The sequence below is a fragment of the Oribacterium sinus genome, assembly GCF_014202695.1.
GTDB lineage: Bacteria > Bacillota > Clostridia > Lachnospirales > Lachnospiraceae > Oribacterium > Oribacterium sinus.
The window spans coordinates 155,873-174,224 of record NZ_JACHHH010000007.1 but is presented as its reverse complement, the minus strand read 5'-3'; the positions used below and the strand labels follow the sequence as shown (position 1 = coordinate 174,224).

The window sequence follows — 18,352 nt, the reverse complement described above, 5'->3', positions numbered from 1 at the left end:
ATATTGCTAGAATTCAAAAAGAAAACAAGAGCTCATAAATGGCGTAATTACGCCGTTTATGGGCTCTTGACTCTTTCGCAACTGTCAAAGACGGGGATTTCGCTTCCGGCAATTTAGATACAGCGAAGTTTGTTGATACTATGGAAAAAGTAATTGCACAGTACTATGCTGGCTAATTTTTTCCCGGAATAGGGGCAGCTAAGCTGCCCCATTTTTTAAAAGGGGGATTTCATGAAAGGACGTTCACAATCCTTGCAGTCTATTATTTTGCTTCTGGCAGGAGCGTTTAGTACAATCTATACGTTGATTTTGGATTTTACAGGTTCGAAAGCTACATACCGGGGTAACTTATTGATTTTAGGTATGGTTCTATTTTTTCTTGGCCTGTATCTTTTGCCAAGCAAAAAACATCATAGAAAAATAGTTTATTTTTTATTCTTATTTCCCCTGCTATTTACCTTTGCGGTAACTGTAATTATTCCGTTGATTTTGGGTATAGGGTATTCCTTTACTGATTGGACAGGAATTCGTTATACCAAAGTAGTAGGGTTAGCCAACTATCAGGCTATGTTTAAAGATCCGGCCTTTATCTGGTCCGTTTTAATTACCTTTGTATTTGTTATTATTAATGTTGTAATGATTAATCTGGTAGGGTTCTTATTGGCTCTACTTTGTACTGTTAAAATGCGTGGAGTGGCCTTTTTCAGAGCTGCTTACTTTTTACCGAACTTGATTGGAGGAATTGTTCTTGGTTATATCTGGCAGTTCGTCTTCAACAATGTTTTGATGAATTATATGAAATTTTCCATGTTATCCCAGACCAAGACAGCGATGCTGGCCATTATTGTGGTTTATCTCTGGCAAAGTGGCGGATATATCATGTTGATTTATGTTACCGGGCTTACACAGATTCCCGGAGATGTGCTGGAGGCTGCCCAGATTGATGGGGCTACGGCGTTACAAACCTTATTCAAGGTTAAGCTTCCGATGATTGCTTCCACCATTACCATTTGTACTTTCTTGACTTTAACCTCTGCTTTTAAACAGTTTGATGTGAATATGGCTTTGACTAACGGAACGGGCTCTGTGGCGGACTTTATGGGTTCCTATTTATCTAACGGTACCCAGATGCTTGCTTTAAATATTTACAACACGGCTATTGCAAAGAATAATTTTGCACTGGCTCAGGCGAAGGCTATTTTGTTCTTTATTATTCTGGCGGTTATTTCCCTGATTCAAGTTCGAATCAGCAATAGTAGAGAGGTGGAGATGTAATGGGCAAGTCTAAAAGTGTAAAAAATTTAATCTTGGGGATTCTGGGAACTTGCATTGCAATTTATATTTTATTTCCCTTCTATTTAGTAGTGATGAATTCCTTCAAGAGACAAGCAGATATCGTTAAGGATCCGGTGGCTTTTCAAGGGGTTAGTTTTGCCCAGTTACAGGCCAACTTGAATTCGGTAATTCATAATTCCAACTTTAACTTCTGGTATGCTTTCGGTACTTCAGCGATTATTACAGTAGTGTCTTTGGTTCTTCTGATTTTATTCGGCTGCATGGCTGCCTGGGTTATCAGCAGAAACAATAAAAAGCCTTGGGCTATTGCCGTATATATGACTTTTATTGCTTCTATGATTATTCCCTTCCAGGTTGTAATGCTTCCTCTTCTTTCCACCTTTAGAGATGTGGGAAAGTTTGTAGGCATTAATATGTTGCAGTCTGTACATGGTATTTTGTTTGCTTACCTTGGTTTCGGCGGTGCCATGACCGTATTTATTCTGACCGGTTTTATTAAGGGTATTCCCTATGAACTGGAGGAGGCTGCGGCAATTGACGGCTGTTCTCCCGAGGGAACATTTTTCAAGATCATCTTTCCTTTGCTTCGTCCGGTGATTACTACGGTGACCATTTTGAATGGTATGTGGATTTGGAACGACTATTTACTGCCTTCTTTGATGCTGGGACAGAATGGAAAGATTAAGACTCTTCCTGTAGCTGTACAGGCCTTTGTGGGATCTTATGTAAAACAGTGGGATTTAATTTTGTCTGCAGCATTACTGGCAATTCTTCCTATGATTATTGTTTTCTTAGTAGGACAGAAGCAGATTATGAGCGGAATGGTAGAGGGTGCTGTAAAAGGATAAGGAGAACAGCGTTCTCAAAGAATCTAACAGAGAGAGGAATATTTATTGCAAAGGACTGCAGGTTGCAAGGAATGCAGATCCTTTGCAGGCTGTTCTCAAGATAAATATTCAGAATGAAGATTATGGCTAGAATTAAAGATATTGCTAAACTTGCAAATGTAAGTCCCTCTACAGTATCCAATGTGATTCATGGGAGAAAAAACAAGTTAAGTCCTGAGCTCTATGAAAAGGTGCAAAGGATTTTAGAAGAAGAGCATTATGTTACGCACCGGGGGGCCCAAATGTTGACAAAACAGGGCTCCCGTCTTATTGCTCTGATTTTGACCTATAGCAGAGCTGAAGAGGAAAGTATTGTACAGGATCCCTTTGTTTCTTCGATTATCGGTGCAGTACAAAGTGCGTTGCAGAAGGAAGGATATTTTCTTTTGCTGTATGCCAATCCCCAAATGGAGCTTTGTACCAAAATCACTTTAGAGTGGAATGTGGAAGGGATTATTCTGTTGGGAGCAAAGCGTGAAGACTACTATTATTTACGTTCTCTGAATTCGGTACCGGTTGTTACTATAGATACCATTTTCTTTCCGGAGGATCATTCCTATGTTAATGTAGGACTGGAGGATTACCGGGGAGCGCTGGAGATGACTCGCTATCTGCTTTCCAAAGGACACGAAAAAATTGCTTATTTATCATTGATGGACGGCATGGATGTATTACGGAAAGATGCCATAGACAATATCCGGTATCAGGGGTACCTACAGGCTTACAAAGAAAAAAACTTAGCGGCGGATTGGAGCCTTTGCCGAAATTTATCCTATGATGGGAAAATTAGACAAAAGCAGTATAAGGACTTTTACCGGGAGAATTTTTGGGGCTGTACGGCTTTATTTTTTACAGCAGATATTATGGCCCTGGAAATGATGAGCTTTTGTATGGATCAAAAGCTACGAATTCCGGAAGATATTTCCATTGCCGGATATGATGGGATTTTTGCGGCAAAGAGAGCAAGACCTCGGCTTTGCACCATTTGTCAGGACAGCACGGAAAAGGGAAGACGGGCAGTAATGGAATTGTTACTTCTGCTTAAGGAAGAGCGGGATATTGGAACTCGTAAAAAAGATATTCGCTTACCTGTATTTCTGGAGAAAGGAAGTTCTGTGCAGACAGTAGGGGAGCAAAAGCAATCTCCCGGGCTACAGCTTCATTTGCAAAAGGAAGCGGAGTTAAGGATAGAGAAAAGTTCTTAGAGGAAGTGTAGTGTGCTTCCGTAACGGAATAGAAGATTGCATGCGAATAGTGTATTGTTAATGGAATAATATATTGTTTTCTTTGGAAGGAGAAGAAGATGAAAAAAACATGGTGGAAGGAAGCCGTTGTGTATCAGATTTATCCCAGAAGCTTCTGTGATAGTAATGGAGACGGTATCGGAGATTTGCCGGGAATTGAAAGCAAATTGGATTATCTTAAGGAATTAGGGATTGATGTAATCTGGCTTTCCCCTGTCTATCGTTCTCCCAATGATGACAACGGCTATGATATCTCCGACTATGAAGATATCATGGAAGAGTTCGGTACCATGGCGGATTTTGACCGTCTGTTAAAGAAGGCTCATGAAAAAGGCATTAAGATTGTGATGGATTTGGTAGTAAACCACAGCTCCGATGAGCATGCCTGGTTTGTGGAGAGCCGTAAGGACAAGGAAAATGCCAAGAGAGATTACTACATTTGGCGTAAGGGAAGACCACTGTCCACCGTATCTAAGGAAGAGCAGGAGCGATTTGCAGGAGATATTGTGGAGTATCAGGGAGAAAAGCTTCTTCCTCCCAACAACTGGGGCTCCTTCTTCTCCGGACCGGCCTGGGGTTTTGATGAGAAGACCGGGGAGTTCTATCTCCACCTCTTCTCCAAGAAGCAGCCGGATCTGAACTGGGAAAATGAAATTGTCAGAAAAGAAGTTTTCGATATGATGACTCGTTGGTGTGAAAAGGGAATTGACGGTTTCCGTATGGATGTTATTTCTCTGATTTCCAAGCCTGAGGGACTGCCAAGCACAGAAATTCCCAAGGGGGCTGTCTATGGAGACGGAGCAATATGCGCTAATGGGCCAAGAGTCCATGAGTTCTTGCAGGAAATGAATCAAAAGGTGCTTTCCAAGTATGATTTAATGACTGTAGGAGAAACTGCGGGAGTAACTTTAGAGGAAGCAAAGAAATATGCCAATGAAGCCCAGACCGAGTTAAACATGGTTTTCCAGTTTGAGCACGTGAACATGGATGAGAATCCCAAGTACGGCTTTAAGTGGAACACAGGCAGAATGCCTCTGGTGCCTTTAAAGAAGAATCTGGAAAAATGGCAGCTGGGTTTACAGGATGTGGCTTGGAACAGTATCTATCTTTGCAACCATGACCAGCCCAGAGTGATTGCTCGCTTAGGGGATGACGGGGGACAGTACAGAGAGCGTTCCGCAAAATGTATTGCCACCTTCCTTCACATGATGCAGGGAACTCCTTATGTATATCAGGGAGAAGAGCTGGGAATGGGAAATTATCCCTTCACCGATCCTTCCCAGTTTAGGGACTTGGAAAGTATCAATGCGTATGAAGAACTGACAGAGAAGCTTCATATCAGTCCGGAGGAGCTGTTCCCCATGATTGCCCATAAGAGTAGGGACAATGCCAGAACTCCCATGCAGTGGAACAGTGAAAAGGAAGCGGGCTTTACCACAGGAACTCCTTGGATTTCGGTAAATCCCAACTATACTACAGTGAATGCGGAGGAACAGCTGAAGAGAGCGGATTCCGTGTTCCACTACTATCAGAAGCTGATTGCTTTACGCCATAGCTCCGACTTGATTGTGTATGGAAACTTCCGCTTATTACTTCCGGAGGATCCGGATTTATTCGTGTATGAGCGTTCTTTGGGAGAGAAGAAGCTTTTAGTAGTTTGTAATGTATCGGAAAATGAGAGAGATTTCGTGATTCCTGAGGAGTTTAAGACAGGAAAGCTCTTGATCCACAATGTGGAAGGGGAAGATGCCAAGAGAGGACATTTGCTTCCCTATGAGGCCTTTGTATTAGAGATTTAAAAAATCTGTGGCAGACTTTGTCACGGCAGGACAACTGTCATTTTTATGGAAGAATAGAATGATAGAGAAGGAAAAGTATAGTAAGGAGAAAAAATGAGAAAAGAATGGTGGCAGGAGAAGGTCGCTTACCAAATTTATCCCAAAAGCTTTAAGGATACCAAGGGAAATGGTATCGGAGACATTCGGGGAATTATCGAAAAACTGGATTATTTAAAGAATCTGGGCATTGATATTATCTGGATTTCTCCCTGTTTCCTATCCCCTTTGGCGGATCAGGGCTATGATATTGCGGATTACTATAAGATTGATCCTCGCTTTGGCTCCAATGAGGATATGGAGGAGCTTTTGGCAGAGGCTAAGAAAAGGGACATGCATATCCTTTTGGATTTGGTGGTAAACCATTGCTCCGATGAGCATGAGTGGTTCCAAAAGGCAGTTGCTGATCCTAAGGGTCCCTATGCGGATTATTTCTTCTTTGAAGAGGGAATTGACGGGAAGGAGCCCAATAACTGGCGTTCCTATTTTGGAGGCTCCGTTTGGGAAAAGGTGCCGGGAACGGAGAATACCTATTATCTCCACCTCTTCCATAAGAAGCAGCCGGATTTAAACTGGGAAAATCCAAAGCTTAGAGAAGAAATCTATAAGATGATTAACTGGTGGTTGGATAAGGGCGTGTCCGGCTTCCGTATTGATGCCATTCTGAATATCAAGAAGGTATTTCCTTTACAGGGACACCATTATCCGGCGGACAGAGATGACGGCATGGCAGCCTGCACCAATATGATTTATGAGGCGGAGGGAATCGGAGACTTCCTTCGGGAAATGCGGGATCGTTGCTTCCGTCCCCACAATGCCTTTTCTGTGGGAGAGGTTTTCAATGAAACAGAGGAGCAGATTCCGGAGTTTATCGGCGAGGACGGTTATTTTTCCTCTATGTTTGACTTTCGTGCCCATAGCAGCGGACATTCCGACAAGGGCTGGTTCGACAACAAGCCGGTTACGCCCAATGCTTATCGGGACAACTGCTTCTTAACCCAAAGATTGGTGAATCCGGTAGGATTTATTTCTACTGTCATTGAGAACCATGATGAATCCAGAGGAGTCAACAGCTATATTCCGGCGGAAGACTTAAACGATACCTCCAAGAAGTTTATTGCTACCATGCTGATGATGCAGAGGGGCCTTCCCTTTATCTATCAGGGACAGGAAATCGGTATGGAAAATGTAATTTTCCACGACATCTCTGAAGTAGACGACATTTCTACCCTGGATGAGTATAAGATTGCCTTGGAAAATGGCTATAGTAAGGAAGAGGCGTTAAAGATTGTAAATCGTTACAGTAGAGATAATGCCAGAACCCCTATGCAGTGGAGCAGCGAAAAGGAAGCAGGCTTTACCACCGGCAAGCCCTGGCTTCCCGTAAACCCAAACTATACAAGAATTAATGTGGAAAGCCAGGAGAAGGATCCCCATTCCGTGCTTTCTTATTACAAGGCTCTTTGTGCTCTTCGAAAGCAGGAGGAGTATAAGGAGGCGGTAGTCTACGGAGAATTTATTCCCTTCCTGGAGCAGGAAGATCGCCTGATGGCTTTCTATAGAAAGGGAGAGAAGAAAACATTTCTGGTTTTGGGCAATTATAGAAAAGAAGAAAGAGAAGTGGAGATTCCCGGAACAATCAAGAAAGTTGTACTTTCCAATGTAGAACCAAGAATCAACGGGAATAGGGTAAAGCTTTCCGGCTATGAAGCTTTAATTTTAGAGGTAGAATAGAAGGCTTAGCTGAATAAACTTAGAGCGTTTTTTTAAGAGTGAGGACACAAAATCCTCACTCTTTTTCCATTTTTTTGCCACATTTTTTTTCTATTCTATGTTTTGTCAAAAGGAAAACAGTTTCCTGAGACAGTGAAAGATAGTGAAAAAATTTCAATAGAAAATGAAGAGGAAAAAGCTAAGCCGTAAGGCAAAAAAAATCGGCTTAGTAAGGAGGTAAATTATGGCAAGAGGAAATAGAGTAGCAGGAATTGTGGCATCCGCCCTTCTTTTCGGAGCAGTGTCCGGAGGAACTATGGTGGGGGTAAATGTGTTGGCAGACCAACACCGTTCAGAAATTGTAGCAAGCGTAAATGAGCTTACCGGACAGGAACAGAAAGAAAGTACTTCTCCCATTCAGAAAACAGTGGCAAAGGATAAGGATGATACGTCTTCCGCAAAGACTACTGCAACCGGAGAAGAAAGTGTCTCCAAGATTGCAAAGGATGCCATGTCTTCCGTAGTTTCCATCACAAATACCATTAAGTATCAGCAAAACGGATTTTCTCTTTACGGCCAGGGACAAACTCGAGAGGCGGCAGCCAGCGGTTCCGGAGTGATTATTGGGGAAAATGATAATGAGCTTCTGATTGTTACCAATAAGCATGTTGTGGAGGATTCCACTTCCCTGTCCGTACAGTTTGTGGACGGAAAGTCCTACGATGCAAAGATTAAGGGGACAGACAGTGATGTGGATTTGGCAGTGATTGCGGTTCCTTTGGATTCCATTTCCGCTGACACAAGGAAGAGTATTACTACAGCCACCTTCGGGGATTCCGATGCCTTAAGCGTAGGAGATCAGGTAGTGGCTATCGGAAATGCATTAGGCTATGGACAGTCTGTAACCACCGGAATTATCTCAGCCAAGGATAGAGACATTCAAACGGAAAACGGTACGGAAACCGGTCTTTTACAAACCGATGCAGCGATTAATCCCGGAAACTCCGGTGGTGCTTTACTGAATATGCAGGGAGAATTAATCGGTATCAATGTGGCAAAGTATTCCGATACCACCGTAGAGGGTATGGGCTATTCCATTCCTGCCAAGAAAGCGCAGGAAATCGTAGAGACACTTTCCAAGAGAGATACCAGAGAAAAGGTCAAGGATGAGGAAAGAGGCTATATCGGTATTCAGGGTAAAACGGTGGACAGCAGTATTGCGGAAGCCTACAACATGCCCCAGGGAATTTACGTCTATAAGATTTTAAAGGGTGATGGTATTGATAATTCCGCTTTACAGGAAAAAGATATTATTACCAAGTTTGACGGACAGGGCGTAAGAAGCCTGGAGGATTTGGTATCCTTGATTTCCGGCTATAAGGCAGGAGAAAAGGTGGAAGTGACTGTAAAACGTCTTTCTGCCAAGGGACAGTATGAAGAAAAGACGGTAGAGGTAACCTTAGGGAAGAACAGTACCGACAATAACTAAGAAAAGCTTCTTTTGGAGATATCTTCAAAGCTTAAAGAAGATGAGATTTTTAGAAAAATGATATTTTCATAGAGGAGGCTTTAAGCTACTCCTAAATAGTAGAAAAAATGAACGGAAAATAAAAAATAAATTGTGTGATTGCGATAAAAAAAGCTTCCAAGACGAGTTCCGGAAGCTTTTTTTATGCTATACTAAACAAATATGTCTTATGATATTTTATAGAAAGAGAAGGCTGGATGAGCATGAGAAGAAAGTTTTTCAAAAAAAGAATAGGGATAGCTTTCTTTTTATGTTTTTTTCTAGCTCTTAGCTTTTTTTTCTTCCGGGAGGAAGGCAAGGGAAGGGAAAGAGACGCCATAAAGGAGGCTGTGTCCTTTACCAAAAGAACTGCCGTTCAAACGGGGGAAGAGAAGAGAAGCTACAGAGAAGAATATGGAGAATATATTCGTTATAAAAATATTTCCTATCCTTCCGCCTACCCCAACAACTTCTTTGATGCATATCTGTATCCGAAAGAACGGAAGAAGGAGGTTCTGGGCACCATCCTTTATTTTCATGGAGGAGGATTTGTGTCCGGCAGTAAAAATGTTGTGGATCAGCATCCCTATTTTCTGGAATGGCTGAAGAACGGATTCCAAGTCATAGCCATTGACTATGCTCTGGCGCCGGAGTATCCCTATCCTATCGCCCTGAGGCAAGCTGCCGCTGCCGTAAAAGCCATAGTACAGAAAAAGGATATTTTAGGGATTGATCCGAATAAGCTTATTATTCTGGGAGACAGTGCAGGAGCTGCTCTGGGAGGACAGTTTATCCTCAGCCAGCTGGATGAAAATTACAGGAAAAGATTAAAGATGGAAGAGGTATTAGGAAGGGGAAAGGGCAAGATTTGCGGCTTTATCTCTCTTTCCGGCCTTTTGGATACTACCCGTTACGGGCAGACCAATTCAAAGGAAAACAATTCTTATTTTCGGAACTGGGGAATTGCTTATTTTCAGGAAAAAGATTTGGAAAAGGGAAGAAAGGCGAAGGAAGCCTCTGTTTTGCAAAATATTGAAAAATCCTTTCCTCCCACTTTTCTGTCAGACGGAAATCTCGGCTCCTTTCAGGAACAGGGAAAGGACTTTCAAAGAAAGCTCCGTCAAATCGGCATTCCGGTGGAAAGCTATTTTCCCGGTAAAAATGAAGGGGAATTGCCCCATGACTTTGAATTGCAAGTCCATAGACCGGAGGCGGAGCGGCTTTTAAGAAGACAAATCGCCTTTGCGAAGAATCTGCTTTCCTAAGAAATCCAATACACTTTCGGTAAAAATTCAGTTTTTGAGAGCCGGAGTCATTTTTTGTGGAGGGGGTTTCCCAAGAAATTTTCGATACTGCTGTCGTACAGGAAGGAAAATATGATCAAAGATAAACAAAAACAGCTCAATCAATTACAGGTCCTCTTTGACGGAATCGTCATAGCCTTGGCCTATTTTTTGGCGTGGTATTTAGCTATTGAGAATCCTATCTTTCCGGAGGGCCACGGCGTTCTTTCTCCCAAGGTATATTTCACGGCTCTACTCCCCTTGATTCCGGGATACTTAATCTTGTATTGGATTTTCGGACTTTATCATCCTATGCGTACCATGCGGATGAAAAATGTGCTTTTTCGCATAATACAAGCCAACAGTGTAGGACTTTTGCTTTCCGCTTCTCTTTTCTTTGCTTTTCGTAAATCCGGTTATTTTGAGCATTTTTCTACCAAGGTCTTGTTTTATAACTATCTTGGCAATATTTGTTTAAATACCCTGGAGCGATATGGTTTAAGAAGATTTTTGGCTACACTTCGAAAGAAGGGATTTAACCAAAAACACCTTATTCTGGTGGGATTTTCCGCAGTTTCCAACCGCTTTATCGATGCTTGTAAAAGAAATCCGGATTGGGGCTATACCATTTACGGTATTGTGGATGATTTTGCGGAGAAGGGAGAGTCCTATAGAGGCGTAGCCGTAATCGGAAAAATCAAGGAACTGGGAGACTTCCTGGCTCAAAACACGATTGACGAGATTGCCATTACCCTGCCCCTTGCCGCTTATGAAAAGCTTCCGGGAATTGTGGCAGTTTGCGAAAAATCCGGTGTCCATACCAAATTTTTGCCGGACTATCAGGAGATTATTCACTCCAAACCTATTGCGGAGGATTTGGACGGACTGCCCGTTATCAATATTCGGAATGTTCCCTTGACAGATCCTTTTAATGCTTTTGTGAAGCGACTGATGGATATTTTCGGTGCCCTGGTGGGAATCATTCTTTTCGGTCCCCTGATGCTGTTGGTGGCGCTTTTGATTCGCCTGGATTCCAGCGGCCCCATCATTTTCAAGCAGGAAAGAGTGGGAAGGCATAATCTTCCCTTCCAAATGTACAAATTCCGTTCTATGCGGGTACAGACCGTGGAGGAAGAAAAGAAGGGCTGGACGGTAAAGGGAGATCCCAGAGTGACTTGGATTGGAAAAATTATCCGAAAAACCTCTATTGATGAACTTCCCCAATTTTTCAATGTCCTACGGGGGGATATGTCCCTCATCGGTCCCAGGCCGGAGAGAACCCAGTTTGTGGAGCAGTTCAAGGAACAGATTCCTCGTTATATGATTAAGCATCAGGTTCGACCGGGGATGACCGGCTGGGCGCAGGTGAACGGTTTCCGAGGAGATACTTCCATAGAGGGAAGAATCCGTTGTGACCTTTGGTATATTGAAAACTGGAGCCTTTCTTTGGATATTCGCATACTCTTTTTAACCCTATGGAAAGGATTTATTAACAAAAATGCCTATTAATTTTTTTGTGTTTTCATGGTATTATACCTTGATTCCTGTAAAATAAGCTTTGAAATCGATTTGGAGGAGTAGTGTGGCATTAGAACAGAATAAGGGGAGAAGACCTCATAGTCATAGCGGAAACAAAGAGAGCAATCATAGCTCTTCTGCGGAAGTGAAGAACGCGTCAGAAATAAAGAAGAGGGAGAATGCTCCCTTTTCCGAGAAAGAGCAGGATTTAAAGGCACAGATTGCAAGAGGAAAGCGCTTGCAGGAAGACCGGCCTACAGGAAGAGATCAGGGGAAGGAAGATCTGTCTTTTTTGGATAGGAAGCTTTCCCAAGAGGGAAAGAGGGAAAAAAATCCGGACTTCTATACCCTTCCCAAGGAAAGAAACGAGGAGAAGCGCAAGAGTTCTTTGGATATTTTGCAGGTGAATTCTCCGGATCAGATCGAGGAAGAGCTGGAAGAGTATTATGATGAGAAGAATAAAAAGAAGAAATCTTTGTGGAAGAAGGTTCTTCTGATTTCCGTTATCGAAATTCTCACTTTGATTATGATTTTCTGTACCGGTTATGTGGTTCGCTACATGAATATCAAGCCGGATGTGCAGTTTAATACAAAGAACGTTAAGAATGACAATATCGATGTCAAAAAGCAGGAGCAGATGCAGGGCTACTGGACCATTGCCGTTTTCGGTGTAGACTCCCGTGACGGCGGAGTGGGCCGGGGTGCCAATGCGGATGTGCAGATTATTGTTTGCATCGACAGAGGCACAGGAGAAGTTAAGCTGGCTTCCGTATTCCGTGACACCTATTTGAATCTGGCAGCAGGCTCCCGTTTCGCCAAGATTAACGAGGCCTATGCGGATGGAGGCCCGGAACAGGCGGTTGCGGCTCTCAATAAAAACCTGGATTTGGATATTGAACACTATGCCACCTTTAACTGGAGAGCAGTGGCAGATGTGATTACCATGCTGGGCGGAGTGGATATTGATATTACCCAGAAGGAATTCCGTTACATGAATGCCTATATTCACGAGACCAGTATTGAGTCCAAGGTCAATGAGAAGAATCCTGCGGCGGAGTATATTAAGGGACCGGGAATGCAGCATTTGGACGGTGTACAGGCGGTAGCATATGCCAGACTTCGATACATGGATGATGACTTTACCAGGACCAAGAGACAAAGAGAGGTTATCTCTCAGGTTCTTGCCAATGCCAAAAAGGCGGATTTAGCCACCTTGACCAATGTTATTGATACCGTTCTTCCTCAGATTGCCTTTAATGTGGATGTGGGAGATATTTTAGAGCTGGCCAAGGGTGTTAATCGTTATAATATTGTAGGTTCTGAAGGCTTCCCTTATGATTTGACCACACAAATGATGGGTAAGAAGGGAGATTGCGTTATTCCCCAGAGCTTAGCCTCCAATGTAACCAAGCTTCATGCTTATCTCTTTAATGATACGAATTATAAGCCCTCCGCTGCAGTCTGGACCTACAGTGACAAGATTGCGGAGGATTCCGGAAGCTATAAGAACGGAAGAGGAGACAGCGACAGCAGCTCCAAAAAGAAGAAATCCTCAGAAGACAGAGAGGAAGAAGAGAATAGTAAAAAGAAGAAGAGCTCCACGGAAGAAAGCGGAAAGAAGAAATCTCAGTCCGAGGAAAGCTCCGAGTCCAAGAAATCCAAAACAGAGACGGACAGCAACGGAAAAACCGTAGAAAGTACAAAGAATTCCGAATCCAAGCAGGAAACAAAAGAGAGCAAAAAGGGCGAGATTCAGTACACGGAAGAAAGTACTGCGGGAGAAAATAAAAAAATCACGGAAGAAAGTAAGAAATCCAACGAAGAGACGAAGAAATCCGTGGAAGAAACAAAGAAAAAGGAAAATAATGCAGAGCCGAGCATAGGTAATAATCCGCCTACTGCAGCAAGCTCCGCAAATTCCGGAGAGAATCCGGGACCGGGTGATATTGTAGATTAGTGTTTTGTAGAAAATGAATGAGGGAAGAGGGAGAGCTATGGAACTAAAGGACTCAAAGGCCAAAAGAGACTTTTATACAATCGGAAATGGAATTTGTTTACTTTACCTTGCCTTGATGCTTTTGCTTTTCCCTCTCTATTCTCGGGACAAATACTTTGATATTCTCCAGGCTCGTTTTGATTTTTTCTGGATTTGCAGCAGTGTTTTTTCCGTACTGCTTTTTGCCTTTGTGGCTTTATATTCTTTGACCCTAAAGAAGGAAGAACGAAAAGAGATTCTTCCTTCTCTTTTTTGGAAGAAGGAAGAGGGAAAGAAAAAGCCCTTGTTTGCTACGGATCTTCCCTTTTGTGTTCTGATTCTTCTCTTTTTCCTTTCCATGTTCCTTTCCGGATATCCTTACGAAACCTGGTGGGGAAGTACGGGAAGATATATGGGAGTTCTGAGCTGGCTGCTTTTCTTTACGGTGTATCTTGGCCTTAGTCGATTTTATCGCTTTAAAAAGTTTCATCTTCTCCTGTTTTCTGTAGGCGTGGTTTTACAGTGCTTATGGGGAATCAGCGATTTTTACATGATGAACTATATGCATTTCTTCGACAATGTTTCGGACTTATCCAAGTGGGCGATGTTCGCGGGACCTGTGGGCAATATCAACGGCTATACTAGCCTTGTTTTATTTTATGCCTGCCTCTATACCGGTTTATATTTGCAGGAGAAGGAGCTTCGCTGGAAGCACTTTTTTATGGGAATGATGCTGCTTTGCCACATTGCTACAATCTTCGGAAGTAGCGACAACGCAGTCATCGGCTACTTCTTTGTTTTTCTGGTCCTACCGTTTTTTAGCTGGGAGGATAACAAAAGCTTCGGAACCTGTCTTTCCGTGTATTTCTTATTTTTCCTTTCTTTGAAGCTTTCCGTGCTTTTTGCCGGAAAGGGACAAAGCATTCTGCAGATTTCTCCACCGGGATTTCTCTTTTCCATGGGAAAGACAGTTCTTCCTTACCTGGGGATGGGACTCACCGGTATCCTTTGGGCTTTGGGAAGATTCAGCAAGAAGGAATTGTCCATGAAGCTTTTCAAGAGGCTTTATGTCCTGCTTTTAATCCTGTTCTTCATGGCAGGAGCCTATGCCATCTATGATGTAAATGTGATGCATCGCTATCCGGTGCTGGAACAGTTCAGCCAATTTTTACGCTTTGATGATTCCTGGGGAACCGGCAGAGGCTTTATCTGGAGGATGGGTATGGAATACTTCCGAGACAGGATGCCTATGCTTAAGAGACTTTTCGGCTATGGGCCGGACGGTTATTTTATGCTGACGAATGACAATTATAAGGTAGAAGTGGAACAGGCCGGTATGGGACTGATTGACAGTATTCATAATGAATATCTGAATTTGCTTTTGACCATCGGTGTTTTTGGACTTTTAGCCTATCTTTTTTTACTGAAAAATATCTTCACCGTGTTTTGGAAGAAAGAGACTGAGAATTCAGTGGAAGCAACGTTCGGACAAAATGCCTTTCCCTTTGCGGTAAGCCTGGCTTATCTGGCTTATCTCACTCAGGCCGGCATTAACATTGCGGTACCCATTGTGATGCCCATTGTGATGCTTCTGTGCTTTTTGGGAATTGCCGGAAAGAGAGCGGAATAAAAAAGGGAGCTGTACAGCTCCCTTTTAAATATTTTAAGGTATTATTCCTCCGGCTCGATTAAGCCGTAGCTGTTGGCCTTTCTCTTATAGACTACATTGACCTTGCCGGTGTTGCCGTCCTGGAAAACAAAGAAGCTGTGTCCCAGAAGCTCCATCTGCAAGCAAGCTTCTTCTGCAGTCATAGGCTTTAAATCAATGTGCTTGGTACGAACAATCTTGATTTCTTCCTCGTCCTGTGCCGGCTTCTCATCGATGAATTCCGAACTAAAGTCGGAACCTGCCTGATGACGCTGAATTAATTTGTTCTTGTATTTACGAATCTGCCGCTCCAGAACATCCACCACAAGATCAATGGACTGGTACATATCTTCGGTAGCTTCCTCTGCACGGATTACGCTTCCCTTTACGGGGATGGTTACCTCGATCTTTTGCATATCCTTTTGGGTAGAAAGTGTTACGTTACAGGGGGTTTCCGCCTGGAAAAACTTATCCAGCTTCCCTAACTTCTTCTCCACGCCATTTTTTAGTCCATCGGTTAGACTAAGGTTTCTTCCGGTAATGGTAATTTTCATAAAAAATTCCTTCCTTTCTATGTAGTCCAAAAGAATTTCTTCTTTTCTTGAGTATATCATTTTTTTTCATCTAAGGATATGAAAATCTTGTGAATAATCAACAAATCTGTGTGGCTGAAACACCTTGAATAAGCTTGGAACTAATGGTAGAATCTATGAGTTATAGATTTATACGGAACCATACAGAGATTGTATGGAGAAGGAGTATAGGATAATGAATCTTTTCGAGAAAATATTTGGTACCCACTCACAGAGAGAATTAAAGCTGATTCAACCTAAGCTGGATAAAATCCTTTCTTTACAAAGCACTATGGCAGCTATGTCGGAGGAAGAGCTTAAGGGGCAGACAGAGAAATTTAAAAACCGCTTGGCACAGGGAGAAACCCTGGATGACTTATTGCCCGAAGCCTTTGCTACCGTTAGAGAAGCGGCTAAGAGAGAGCTGGGTATGGAACATTTCCCCGTACAGCTGATTGGTGGAATCGTTCTTCATCAGGGACGTATTGCGGAGATGAGAACGGGAGAAGGAAAGACCCTGGTGTCTACCTGCCCCGCTTATTTGAATGCGCTTGCCGGCAATGGCGTTCATGTCGTTACCGTAAACGATTACCTGGCAAAGCGTGACTCCGAGTGGATGGGAAGAGTGCATCGTTACCTTGGTTTAACCGTCGGTACGGTTTTGAATGAGATGTCCACAGAGGAAAGACAGGCAGCCTATGCTTGTGATATTACCTATGTGACCAACAATGAATTGGGCTTTGATTACCTGAGAGACAATATGGCAATTTACAAGAGTCAGCAGGTGCTTCGAGGCTTGAATTATTGTATCATCGATGAGGTGGACTCTGTTTTAATCGACGAGGCAAGAACACCTTTGATTATTTCCGGACAGTCCGGAAAGTCTACCAAGCTCTATGAGCTTTGTGACATTTTGGCACAACAGCTGGAAAGAGGAGAAGAGTCTGCGGAATTTTCCAAAATTAATGCAATTTTGGGAGAGGAAATTGAAGAAACCGGAGATTTTATCGTTAATGAGAAGGAAAAGACCGTAAACCTTACCCAGCAGGGTGTGGAGAAGGTAGAGAAGTACTTCCATATTCAAAACCTTGCGGATGCGGAGAATCTGGAAATCCAGCACAACATTATCCTGGCTTTAAGAGCGCATAATCTGATGTTTAGAGATAAGGACTATGTAGTAAAGGATGACGAGGTTTTAATCGTTGATGAATTTACCGGCCGTATCATGAACGGTCGTCGTTATTCTGACGGCTTACATCAGGCAATCGAGGCCAAGGAGCATGTACAGGTAAAGAGAGAGTCCAGAACCTTGGCTACCATTACCTTCCAGAACTTCTTCAACAAGTTCAAGAAGAAGGCCGGAATGACCGGTACTGCACAGACCGAGGAAAAGGAGTTTCGAAACATTTACTCCATGGACGTTATCCAGATTCCTACCAACAGACCGGTACAGAGAATTGATTTGGATGATGCGGTATATAAGTCTAAGAAGGAGAAGTTCCAGGCGGTGGTGGATGAGATTCAGGCTATCCACGAGACCGGAGCTCCGGTACTGGTGGGTACCATTGCCATCGAAACATCCGAGCTTTTATCCTCCATGCTTCGGAAGAGAGGTATTAAGCACAATGTCTTAAACGCCAAGTTCCATGAGCAGGAGGCGGCTATCGTAGCAGAGGCCGGTGTACACGGTGCGGTAACCATTGCCACCAACATGGCGGGTCGTGGTACCGATATTAAACTGGATGATGAGGCAAAGGCTGCCGGCGGTCTTCATATTGTAGGTACGGAGCGTCACGAGTCTCGAAGAATCGACAATCAGTTAAGAGGTCGTGCCGGAAGACAGGGAGACCCGGGACAGTCCCAGTTCTTTATTTCCCTGGAAGATGATTTGATGCGTCTCTTCGGTTCCGAAAGATTGATGGGTATGTTTGAGGCTCTGGGTGTACCGGATGGAGAACAGATTCACCATAAGATGCTTTCCAATGCCATTGCCAAGGCTCAGGAAAAGATTGAGTTAAATAACTACGGCATCCGTGAAAACCTCTTAAAGTATGATGAGGTCAACAACGATCAAAGAGATGTTATCTATACCGAGAGAGAAAAGGTATTGGAAGGGGACAATATGCGTCCTCTCATCGTACGCTTTATCACGGATACAGTGGATAATTATGTTGCCGAGTGTATCGGAGAGGGACAGACCCCCAAGGAATGGGATTTGTCCGGCTTAAATGACACCCTGATGAGCATTATTCCTTTAAAGAAGTTAAGACTTACGGAAGAGGAATATGAGAACATGACCGGAGATGAGCTGAGCCAGAGACTGAAGGAAGAAGCCATTCGCCTTTATGAGCAGAAAGAGGCGGAGTTTCCGAATCCGGAGCAGATGCGTGAGGCTGAGCGAGTAATTCTTCTGAAGGTTATGGATCAGAAGTGGATGAGCCATATTGATGACATGGATATCCTAAGAGACGGTATCGGTTTGCAGGCTTACGGACAGAAGGATCCCTTGGTAGAGTACAAGATTGCCGGCTATGAGATGTTCCAGAATATGATGAGAAGTATTCAGGAAGAAACCATCAGAGTGCTGTACCAGATTAAGCTGGAGCAGAAGGTGGAAAGAGAGCAGGTGGCAAAGCCTCTGGCTACCAACAGAGATGAGTCTGCGGTTAGAAGTCCGAAGCAAAGAGAAGGAAGAAAGATTTATCCCAACGACCCATGCCCCTGCGGTTCCGGAAAGAAGTATAAGCAGTGTCACGGCGCCAACCTCTATCAGAAGGACTAATTCCCGAAAAGAAGAGTTACTGCAGTAAAAAATAAGGATTAAATAGCAAGAAGAAATCGAGAAAGTATAGTAAGAAGAGCATGAGAAAGGAG

Annotated in this window: 12 protein-coding genes; 11 read left to right on the top strand and 1 reads right to left on the bottom strand. The window is 43.3% G+C overall.

The window, feature by feature from the left end; translation table 11 throughout:
- The first annotated feature begins 231 nt into the window (after positions 1 to 231).
- From HNQ46_RS07860 to HNQ46_RS07815, 10 genes are all read left to right on the top strand, one after another.
- Positions 232 to 1,275, top strand: a complete 1,044-nt coding sequence (locus tag HNQ46_RS07860; RefSeq protein ID WP_183684197.1) for a carbohydrate ABC transporter permease — start codon at positions 232 to 234, stop codon at positions 1,273 to 1,275.
- Positions 1,275 to 2,144 (top strand): carbohydrate ABC transporter permease, encoded by an 870-nt coding sequence (locus tag HNQ46_RS07855; RefSeq protein WP_183684196.1) that lies wholly within the window; start codon positions 1,275 to 1,277, stop codon positions 2,142 to 2,144. Before HNQ46_RS07860 ends, HNQ46_RS07855 begins: the two co-directional genes overlap by 1 nt.
- A 122-nt stretch (positions 2,145 to 2,266) precedes the next feature.
- Positions 2,267 to 3,388: a LacI family DNA-binding transcriptional regulator gene (locus HNQ46_RS07850; protein WP_183684195.1), complete on the top strand. Its 1,122-nt coding sequence runs from the start codon at positions 2,267 to 2,269 to the stop codon at positions 3,386 to 3,388.
- Between the two features lie 98 nt (positions 3,389 to 3,486).
- Positions 3,487 to 5,226, top strand: a complete 1,740-nt coding sequence (locus HNQ46_RS07845) for a glycoside hydrolase family 13 protein (protein WP_183684194.1) — start codon at positions 3,487 to 3,489, stop codon at positions 5,224 to 5,226.
- A gap of 93 nt (positions 5,227 to 5,319) precedes the next feature.
- Positions 5,320 to 6,996 (top strand): alpha-glucosidase, encoded by a 1,677-nt coding sequence (locus HNQ46_RS07840; RefSeq protein WP_183684193.1) that lies wholly within the window; start codon positions 5,320 to 5,322, stop codon positions 6,994 to 6,996.
- 223 nt (positions 6,997 to 7,219) lie between these two features.
- On the top strand, positions 7,220 to 8,464 hold the full coding sequence (locus HNQ46_RS07835) for a S1C family serine protease (protein ID WP_183684192.1): 1,245 nt from the start codon (positions 7,220 to 7,222) through the stop codon (positions 8,462 to 8,464).
- A gap of 368 nt (positions 8,465 to 8,832) precedes the next feature.
- Positions 8,833 to 9,747 (top strand): alpha/beta hydrolase, encoded by a 915-nt coding sequence (locus HNQ46_RS07830; RefSeq protein ID WP_330604563.1) that lies wholly within the window; start codon positions 8,833 to 8,835, stop codon positions 9,745 to 9,747.
- Positions 9,748 to 9,858: 111 nt separating this feature from the next.
- Positions 9,859 to 11,274, top strand: a complete 1,416-nt coding sequence (locus HNQ46_RS07825) for an undecaprenyl-phosphate glucose phosphotransferase (protein WP_183684190.1) — start codon at positions 9,859 to 9,861, stop codon at positions 11,272 to 11,274.
- Between the two features lie 73 nt (positions 11,275 to 11,347).
- Positions 11,348 to 13,240 (top strand): LCP family protein, encoded by a 1,893-nt coding sequence (locus HNQ46_RS07820; protein ID WP_330604562.1) that lies wholly within the window; start codon positions 11,348 to 11,350, stop codon positions 13,238 to 13,240.
- 37 nt (positions 13,241 to 13,277) lie between these two features.
- Positions 13,278 to 14,888: an O-antigen ligase family protein gene (locus HNQ46_RS07815; protein WP_243155883.1), complete on the top strand. Its 1,611-nt coding sequence runs from the start codon at positions 13,278 to 13,280 to the stop codon at positions 14,886 to 14,888.
- Between the two features lie 41 nt (positions 14,889 to 14,929).
- On the opposite strand, the gene hpf is transcribed toward HNQ46_RS07815, so the two are convergent.
- The gene (gene hpf / locus HNQ46_RS07810; protein WP_183684188.1) at positions 14,930 to 15,460 is read right to left on the bottom strand and encodes a ribosome hibernation-promoting factor, HPF/YfiA family; all 531 of its coding nucleotides are present in this window, start codon (positions 15,458 to 15,460) and stop codon (positions 14,930 to 14,932) included.
- Between the two features lie 214 nt (positions 15,461 to 15,674).
- On the opposite strand from hpf, the gene secA reads away from it, so the two are divergent.
- Complete coding sequence (gene secA, locus HNQ46_RS07805) at positions 15,675 to 18,260, top strand: preprotein translocase subunit SecA (protein WP_183684187.1); 2,586 nt, start codon at positions 15,675 to 15,677, stop codon at positions 18,258 to 18,260.
- The last annotated feature ends 92 nt before the right edge of the window (positions 18,261 to 18,352 follow it).